This window comes from Streptomyces sp. 8P21H-1 (assembly GCF_013302945.1).
In genome coordinates this window covers 1-6,031 of sequence record NZ_JABTYA010000283.1, presented here as the reverse complement: position 1 = coordinate 6,031, position 6,031 = coordinate 1, and the positions used below count along the sequence as shown (strand labels likewise).

The 6,031-nt window shown below is 71.4% G+C and carries 5 protein-coding genes; 3 read left to right on the top strand and 2 right to left on the bottom strand.

What is annotated here, in order from left to right:
• On the top strand, window positions 1-1,183 hold a 1,183-nt coding region (locus HO151_RS06045; RefSeq protein ID WP_173895067.1), incomplete at its 5' end, for an exo-beta-N-acetylmuramidase NamZ domain-containing protein.
• A 97-nt stretch (window positions 1,184-1,280) separates the two neighbouring features.
• On the opposite strand, the gene HO151_RS06040 is transcribed toward HO151_RS06045, so the two are convergent.
• Window positions 1,281-4,070 carry a penicillin acylase family protein gene (locus HO151_RS06040; protein WP_173895066.1) on the bottom strand — a complete coding sequence of 930 codons (2,790 nt, stop codon included), beginning with the start codon at window positions 4,068-4,070 and terminating at the stop codon, window positions 1,281-1,283.
• Between the two features lie 331 nt (window positions 4,071-4,401).
• Between HO151_RS06040 and HO151_RS06035 the strand changes: the two genes are divergently transcribed.
• The gene (locus HO151_RS06035; RefSeq protein ID WP_173895065.1) at window positions 4,402-5,010 is read left to right on the top strand and encodes a hypothetical protein; all 609 of its coding nucleotides are present in this window, start codon (window positions 4,402-4,404) and stop codon (window positions 5,008-5,010) included.
• 46 nt (window positions 5,011-5,056) lie between these two features.
• Here the strand turns inward: HO151_RS06035 and HO151_RS06030 are convergent, their stop codons facing one another.
• On the bottom strand, window positions 5,057-5,572 hold the full coding sequence (locus HO151_RS06030; RefSeq protein ID WP_173895064.1) for a hypothetical protein: 516 nt from the start codon (window positions 5,570-5,572) through the stop codon (window positions 5,057-5,059).
• Between the two features lie 55 nt (window positions 5,573-5,627).
• Here HO151_RS06030 and HO151_RS06025 point away from each other — a divergent pair.
• Window positions 5,628-6,031: 3-keto-5-aminohexanoate cleavage protein (locus HO151_RS06025; protein ID WP_173895063.1), on the top strand; the 404-nt coding region annotated here is incomplete at its 3' end.

Here is a 6,031-nt window from a genome sequence, read left to right as displayed (position 1 = left end):
GGCCGCCGCGCCCGCCGGCCCGCGACCGGCGGGCCGCCGGCTCCGGACCGGCTTCGAACGCCTCGCCGACAGCGGCTACGACCTCCTCGAAGGCGACCGCGTCGGCATCGTCACCAATCCCACGGGCATCACCAGGGACGTGCGCCACATCGTCGACGTGATGCACGCCGACGACCGCGTGGACCTGGTCGCCGTCTTCGGCCCCGAGCACGGCTTCCGCGGCACCGCGCAGGCGGGCGGCTCCGAAGGGCGCCACGACGACCCGGCGACCGGGCTGCCGGTCTACGACACGTACCTGAAGAGCGGACAGCCGCTGGCCGACATCTTCACGGCCTCGGGCGTGGACACGGTCGTCTTCGACATCCAGGACGTGGGCGCCCGCTTCTACACCTACATCTGGACGCTGTACGACTGCATGGAGGCGGCCCGGCTCGCGGGCAGGCGCTTCGTGGTGCTGGACCGGCCCAACCCGGTGACGGGGCGCGGCGCGTACGGGCCCGTGCTGCACAAGGAGTTCGCGACCTTCGTGGGCCGGGAGCCGATCGCGCAGGCGCACGGGATGACGGTCGCCGAGCTGGCGCGGCTGTTCAACGCGGAGTTCCTGGCGGCGCCGGTGCCGCTGGACACCGTACGGATGTCGGGCTGGCGGCGGTCCGACTTCCACGACGCCTCGGGGCTGCCCTGGGTGCCGCCCAGCCCGAACATGCCGACGCCCGACACCGCCCTGGTGTATCCGGGCACCTGCCTCTTCGAGGGGACGAACCTGTCGGAGGGGCGCGGCACGACCCGGCCGTTCGAGCTGCTCGGCGCGGAGGGGATCGACGGGCGGTGGGCCGCGGCGGCCGGCCGGCTCGGGCTGCCCGGGGTGCGTTTCCGGGAGGCGTACTTCGCGCCCGCCTTCTCCAAGTTCCAGGGCAGGACCGTCGGCGGCGTGCAGGTCCACGTCCACGACCGCGCGGCCTACGACCCGGTGCGCACCGGGATCGCGCTGCTGGTGACCGCCAGGCAGGTGTGGAGCGGTTTCGCCTGGCGCCCGGACAACTGGATCGACAGGCTGACGGGCTCCACCCTGGTGCGCACGATGATCGACGCGGGCGCGACGGCCGACGAGGTCGTGGCGGGCTGGCAGGACGAGCTGGCGGCGTTCCGGCGCGTGCGCGAGGAGTACCTCCTCTACCGCTGACGCACGCCGGTCCGCCCCCGGACCACGGGGACGGACCGGCCGGGGAGGGGCCGGCCGGGGAGGGACGACCGGCGGCCGGCCCTCCCCGGCGGACACGTCACCGGTGCGAGGTGAACTCCACGACCTGCTGGTAGGTCGGCCGGTTCTGCCAGCTGATCTTCCCGTGCTTGATGCCGCCCAGCGTGCGCTGGTTGATCGAGTCGGCGCACCACTGGTCGCCCGCCGAGCAGAGCTCGTCGCCGGGGTAGACCTGTGCGGCGGTCCGGCCGGCCGCCTGCTTGAGCGTGCTGATCAGGACGTCCCGGCAGGCGCTGAGGCTGCCGCCGCCGCAGTACGGCTCGGCGAGTGCGCCCCGGACCGGCTCGCCGAGCACCGCCCGGATGTCCTTGTGGACGTAGCTCCACCAGCCGTACTGGAACGAGCTGCCGGCGTGCGACCCGGTGGGCCCGTGTCCCGCCGAGGGCGGCTCGTCGACCGGGAGGTTGTTCGTCATGGCGGTGTACAGGCCGCTGCCCAGGCCGGGTTCGAACTCGGCCTTCACCAGGAGCGGCCACCAGGCGTCCAGGATGCGGATCGCCTCGGCATGGGCGTACGTCTTCGAACCGGCCGACGTCTCCTTGCGCTTGGCGCCCGCCGTCACCCAGTCGGAGAGCCTGGTCACCGCCGCCGCTGCCGCCTGGTCGGTCACCGGTGAGGTCCTGATGACCTGCAGCAGCTTCGGCAGGACGTCCTCGGCGCGCAGGTCGGCCAGTCCCGCGTCCGCCATCGCCCTGGTGAGGGAGGCCCTGGTCACCCCGCCCTCGGTGACCAGCCTGCGCACCCGGTCGTCCAGGAGGTTGCCGCGGTGGACGGAGCCGTTGCCCCAGGGTGCCGTGGTGTAGTCCTTCGCCTGCTTGTTGTTCCAGGAGATGTAGTAGTCCTGGTCGATCGAGTTCGGGTGCTCGGACGGCGGGGTGTAGTCGGCGGTGTTCGTCGCCGGCGTCCAGTTCCGCCACTCGTACGCCGGCTGCGCCCGGACCGGGAACTCGGCGTCGACGCCGGCGGCGCGCACCGGGTTGTCGCCGCTGTTGTAGTAGGCGGTGTGCTCGGAGTCGGCGTAGAACCAGTTGAAGGTGTAGTTGATGTGCTGGACCGCCGACTGGAAGGTCTCCGGGCTCTTCACGTGGCCGGGGTCGTTGAGCATCTGGAAGCCGATGATCGAGTCGGCCTCGTGCAGGAAGGAGGAGCGCAGGGTGGTGTAGGCGACCTTCTTGCCGTCGACGGTGGCCCGGTGGGTGACCGGCCCGTACTTGGTGCGCCAGACCTGCATGCGGTAGGAGCCCGCGGGGGTGCCGTCGGCCGTGGTGGGCTTCCAGGCGTTGGTCTGCTCGACCTTCTCCATGGCCGTGCAGGTGCCGCGGTGGAGGTAGTGGGTGTCGTCCTGGCACAGTTCGACCGCGTACGTGTCGATGATGTCCTGGCCGGAGGTCGTGGCGCTCCACGCGTAGTCCTGGCCGCGGCCGAGTTCGACGTACATGCTCAGGCCGGCGAACGAGGCGCCGCGGGCGCTGAGGCCGGGGCCCTGGATCTCCTGGAGCATGAGCAGCTGTGGCGCGAAGTAGCCGGTCTGCGGTCCGAAGACGGCGATCGGGTGGCCGCTCGCGGTGTGCTCGCCGCTCACCACGAGGGCGTTGGACATGCCGCGCCGCGCCGAGCCGAGCGCGCTCGCGGTCGCCGCGGCGGACGTCCTGGCGGCGCCGGCGGTGGCCGCGCTGCCGGTGCGGTCGTACACCAGGGGTTCCTCGGTGACCGTGCCGGCGGCGGGCATCGCCGCGCCCTGCGGGACGGCCGGTTTCGTGGCGTACGGGAAGCTCTCGCCGTCGTGGACGGTGAGCACGGCCTCGGGGTCGTTGCGCTCGCGGAAGGACTCCCAGACCTGGGTGCCCTTCTCCACGCCGTACCTGGACTGGGCCGCGAGGAGCGAGATCGCGTTGTTCACCTCGCCGCCGCCCCCGGAGCCGAAGAGCGCGCCGATGACGGAGGCGAGGGCGACCAGGTCGGTCTCCTTGAAGTGCTCGATGGTCCCGGCGTTGGTGATCGAGTCCTTGTGGCCGGTCAGGACGTACTCGCCGGGGAAGTAGCGGCCGCTGTCGGCGGCGTCGATGTAGGCGTTGATGCCGTCGAGGTAGGCCCGGACGTCGGCGAGGGCCTGCTGCCCGCGGGCGCCGTTCTTCGCCACCACGCTGTCGATCTGGGCCTGCAGATCGGCCTCGGTGTAGGGGGCGTGGCGCCAGAACTCCTGCTCCAGCCCCTGGTTCGAGGGGGCTCCGCCCGCGAAGGGGGTCAGCTTGCCGCGTCCGACGTGCCGGAAGACGTCCATCAGCCACAGCCGGTCCTGGGCCGCCGCGTAACCGGCTCCGAACTCGGTTCCGTAGCGGGTGGTGCCTGTGATGTGCGGCACACCGGTCTTCTTGTCGCGGACGATCGTCACGTCGGTGCGTCCGGCGGGCTTCAGGGTGGACTCGACCTGGTCGGCGGGGACCCCGAACGAGGCGTCCCGGAAGAAGTCGTTGATCTTGGCGTCGGTGAGCGCGGGGTGGCCGGACGCCAGGTTGGCGTAGGGGCCCAGCTGGTCCTCCGCGTGGGCGGGCTGGGTGCCGAATGCCTGGTTGAGGATGATCTCGGCGAGGGTCGCGTTGCCGTTCTGGCCCGCCGGGAGGATGTCCGAACACTGACCGCCGCAGTAGTCGTTCGCGGCCAGTACGGGGGTGTCGGCGGCCGCCGCGTGGGAAAGCGGTGACAGAAGACCGGCGATGAGAACGCATATGGAAGCGCCCATGAGGAACTTGGGGAATCTGCGGGGAGTTCTCAGTCTGTCGAGCATGGTGCGTGGGGTACGCCGGGGCATGGCTGACTCCTCACGGACGGGAATGGGCCGGACGCTACTGCCGGTCTCCCCGGGATTGAAGATGAACACGCGTCACTTTTCGGCGCCGGAGGGGCCGGGCGTGCCCCGCCGGAGCCGCCGACCGAAACCGGCCGACGGGCCGGGAAAGGCTCGGCAGAAGGCTGACAACCGCCTTGCGGGCGGCCGATAACCGGCAGGTCGGCGGCTTTGTGGCGGCAGCCGGAAAACAGATGGAGCCGAATCGCGTGTCGATACGTCTATTCGGCGACGTCCTTGTGACGACGCCGAAGTGACCGAAGTACAGGTGCAGGTGTGACGGAGGTGCAGGGCGATGGCGGGATTCCGTAGTCTGGCGAGACAGGTGCGCGACCCGAGGAACGATCTGGCACTGCGGCGCTATTCACTGCGCAAGTGCCTTGAGCGGTTCGCTCCTTACGGCCACCGGGCGACCTGGGACCACCTGTGCTCCCGGGCCGGGTTCGGGCCCGAGGACCGGTCCCCCGATCCGGCGCGGCTCGTGGCCGCACTGGACGAACTGGAGGAGGCCCGCTCCGTCTGGCTCGCCTACGAGGCCGGGTTCGCCCGGCGCCGCAAGAAGGAGAAGCACGACGGTCTGCGCAGCCCCGGCAGCGTGGACGACTGGCACCGGCTCACCTGGGGCGGTTTCGGGGTCGCCTGGTGCGACGACCCCGGGGTCCACCCGCACGGGCCGCTGGCCGAGGTGCTGCGCCGGCTGATCGACGCGCTGGAGCGGGAGCCGGGCACCGGCTGCCCGGTGTGCTCGGGCGAGCACCTCGTCTGGAAGTACGACCTGGCCCACGAGCCGTCCTCGGGCCCGGTCTGCACCGCCTGCGGAATCGTGGTCCCGCGACCGGTCCTGACCCCCGAGGCCCTGGCCGACTGCCAGAGGGGCCGCCTGCTGGTGGGGGTCGGAGGATAGGGGACGCCGGGGGTGCGCCGGCGGAACCGCACCCCCGGACGAGTGCCTACGGGACCTTGACGTCGGTGTGGATGGCGAGCTTGAACTCGGCGAGCATCATCGGCGTGGCGATCTTCCTGTCGCCCGCGCCGCGCACGGAGACCTTCAGGCCGAGCGGCGTGCCCGGGTGGACGAACATCTGCCACAGGTAGGACCGGTACTGGCCGCCGCGGGTGGGCGCGCAGTCGGTGGTGGCCGTCGAGTTGTACTTCGTGGGGTCCAGCGGGTCGCGCACGAAGCGCGCCCGGTACTCCAGTCCGGCGGCGTCCGCCTCCCAGAAGACCAGCGCGGACAGGACGCCCCAGCCGTCGTGGCTCGGCCATATCAGTCCCGAGCGGGCGTCCGGGAACTTCGACGCGGTGGTGCCGCCCTTCGCCGGGTCGTGCATGTTCCAGCGGTCGTACTGCTCATCACCCGTGACGTACGGGAAGCGCACCAGGTGGTACCCGTCGCTGTCGTACGTGATCTTCTGGGCCCCCGTGCGTGCGGCTTCCCATTTGAGCGAGCAGATGGCCAGGCTCATCGCCTGATCCCCTTTCGGTCTCCGGTTGTCGGTGCCACCTGGCACCATCGGGGGCATGGTGCAGGTCTGTGTGAACGGGAGACGCGGGTCCGGCGACGGTGCGCTCGTGCCGCTGTCGCCGAAAGCGATGGCCGGTTCCGCGGCGGAAGCCGTCGCGGCCGGGGCGTCGGACATCCATGTGCATCCCAAGTCCCCCTGTGGAGAAGACACCCTGTCGCCGAAAGCGGTTGCGGCGACGCTGGACGAAATCCGGTCACGCGTGGCCGTTCCCGTCGGGGTGAGCACCGGGGCCTGGGCCGAGCCCGACCCCGCCGCCCGCGTCGCGCGCGTGCACGAGTGGAGCGTCCTGCCGGACCACGCCTCGGTCAACTGGCACGAGCCGGGCGCCGAGGAGGTCGCCGCCGCGCTGCTGGAGCGGGGCGTGGGCGTGGAGGCGGGCATCTGGTCCGGCACGGACGG